The organism is Lactobacillus apis (genome assembly GCF_002837055.1).
GTDB lineage: Bacteria > Bacillota > Bacilli > Lactobacillales > Lactobacillaceae > Lactobacillus > Lactobacillus apis.
In genome coordinates, this window is sequence record NZ_PDKP01000037.1 from 1 (window position 1) to 2,564 (window position 2,564).

Annotated in this window: 2 protein-coding genes; both read left to right on the top strand. The window is 36.5% G+C overall.

The genetic code is table 11. The features are described from left to right. Positions 1-925: ATP-binding cassette domain-containing protein (locus CRG87_RS07630; RefSeq protein ID WP_133125502.1), on the top strand; the 925-nt coding region annotated here is incomplete at its 5' end. Then, the gene (locus tag CRG87_RS07635) at positions 915-2,495 is read left to right on the top strand and encodes an ATP-binding cassette domain-containing protein (RefSeq protein ID WP_074426097.1); all 1,581 of its coding nucleotides are present in this window, start codon (positions 915-917) and stop codon (positions 2,493-2,495) included. The genes CRG87_RS07630 and CRG87_RS07635, both read left to right, overlap by 11 nt. Positions 2,496-2,564 lie beyond the last annotated feature (69 nt).

Consider the following 2,564-nt stretch of genomic DNA (forward strand, 5'->3'; position numbering starts at 1 on the left):
GACCGAAGTAGAAATGTACTCTAGTGCAATAAATGGTGTTGGCAATACAGTTGGTCAAATCTCAATTGCTTTTCTGGCGGGTGTTTTGTTTTTTGCTGGGTATATCAAAATTGGTGCAGTGCTGTCGTCTACAGCCTTTGCATACAATGTTTTTTCTGCAGTTATGGCCATCACGGCTGCTACAGTCAAAATTAGATCCACGCAGAGCGTCAATCATCAGACTAAGCAATTGACCGAAAAAGTGCAGAGCAAACCCGTTTCAAACAGTTCGATTAATAAAATTGAAATCCACGATTTGGTGCTGAAATATGGGTCAAAAAAGGAGCTTCAATATCCTGACTTTGCTATCAACAAGGGTGAAAAAGTTTTGCTAACCGGTGATAGCGGCACTGGTAAATCCAGCTTGTTTAAAGCAATTTTAGGTGAAATTAAACCGTATCACGGTGAAATTATTTTTAAAACGGAAGAGGGCAAGCAATTTTCACCTGCTCCAAATGAAATTGGCTATTTAGCACAAGATCCCAAAGTATTTCCTGGTACGATTGCTGACAATATTACGATGTTCAAAAAGCAACTTTTAGATCAGGTACCCGATGTTCTTAACAAAGTTCAACTAACATCAGATGTGGCCCGTTTTCCGTTAGGGATTGATACTGAAGTTGACTTAGATCAAGGCAACCTGTCTGGTGGTCAACGACAAAAAATTATTTTGGCAAGGGAAGAAATCTTTAAAAATGACATTGTTCTGTTAGATGAGGCTTCGAGTGCAATTGATAGTGCTGCTACAGAGAAAATCATGCACGAGCTGACTACTTCTGACAAAACGATTGTAGTAATTGCTCATAATTTGAACGATAAAGTTAAGGCAATGTTTGATAAAGAAATTAAATTAGTAAGCAACAAAGAGGAAAAAGATGAACTTTAAAACATTTTATCGGACGAATCGCTTACGGATGTGGGTAATTGCCTTTTCAAGTCTAATGCAGCCCTTTGTCTTAATTGCTGCTGCTTACCTTAATATGTTGGAAATTAACACTTTACGAGACCATAACAAAAAGGCTTGGCTAATAATCGTGCTTGCCTCATTACTGGGCTACCTGCTCTCCAACTTTTTTGATATGGTGTCCAACTATCTACTAGCTACTCATATTAGGGAATTTAATCAGCAATTAAGGGGCAAGATTCTTAGACATCTTTATGATGAAAAAAGAACGTATCAAGTCGCTGAAGTTGAGAATAAACTGACAAATGATTTGAACATGGTAAATGATCAGTACTTTAACTTGCTACCAACTATGTGTAATTTTCTTGGCTATATTATTTTTTCCGTAATTGCATTGTTGACGATTAATTGGACGCTGTTAGTGATAACCCTACTAACAGTCTTATGCTCAATATTTTTGCCTAAACTAATTGATAAGCCAATTCAAAAGGCAATGGAGAATGTGTCGCTTAAAAATAGTCAATATTTAGATTTGATTGAAAAATGGCTCAGTGGAATTACCGAATTGCAACGTTATGCAGCGGGCGAACACTTAATGAAGGTGATGCATGTAGGTGCAAAAAAGTTGGAGGATGCAAAACTAAACCAAACTGCGAAACAACAAGTTTTATCAATTATTACTGGTAGTATTTCACAAATAATGATTTTTGCCTTATTTGTATGGACAGGGGTGCTAATTAAAGGGCATATGGCTCCTTTCGGTGCGATTGCCGTCATCGGTAATTTTAGTACTTATATGTCTACAGGGATTGAATATTTGCCATTTTATCTAGGCTTAATTAAGGGTACTAGTTCATTGAGAGACAAGATTACCGCGGAAACTTTACCTGTAAGAGAGCATAGTGAAACTGAAGTTCATGAAAGTCCCTATGCCTTCAGGACAAAGGACTTAGCAGTGAAATTTCAAAATGGTGAAGCCCTAAAATTTCCAGATATTGAGGTCAAGTATGGTGAGAAGGTTTTACTTACTGGTGATAGTGGAGCAGGTAAATCAACCTTATTTAAATTGATTCTAAACTTTCTTGCGCCTAGCTCTGGGCAACTTGAGTTTATGAATCAAGCAGGTGAAATTATTGAACCTGATCTTACTAAGATTGGTTATATTGCACAGGATCCTATTTTGTTCCCAAGCACTGTTAAAAGTAATATTACAATGTTTAACGATCAGCTGAATGGTTTGGCTGAAATAGTAGGTCAAAATATGGGTCTCACTGATACATCATCTTTTGCACAAGGTCTTAATACTGAAATTAATCTACAAAAGCTGAATATTTCCGGTGGTCAAAGACAAAAAATCATTTTGGCACGTGCACAGGTTCATGATAGTAATATTTTATTAATTGACGAGGGAACCAGCGCGATTGATCAAACAGCAACATTGGAGATCTTGCAACAACTATTGCAGAAGCCTAATACCGTTATTTTCATTGCACATAACTTCAATGAACGCATGAATAGCATGTTTGATCGAGAAATTCATTTGAGTAAATAAAAATAGTTCCAAAAAGTATTAACTTGATGGAACTATTTTTTGTTACTTTAAGGTAAACAGTGCAAGGTT

Bases quoted from the DNA above. Each gene is read 5' to 3' on its own strand.
- CRG87_RS07635 (WP_074426097.1), top strand. From the start codon at position 915: ATGAACTTTAAAACATTTTATCGGACGAATCGCTTACGGATGTGGGTA.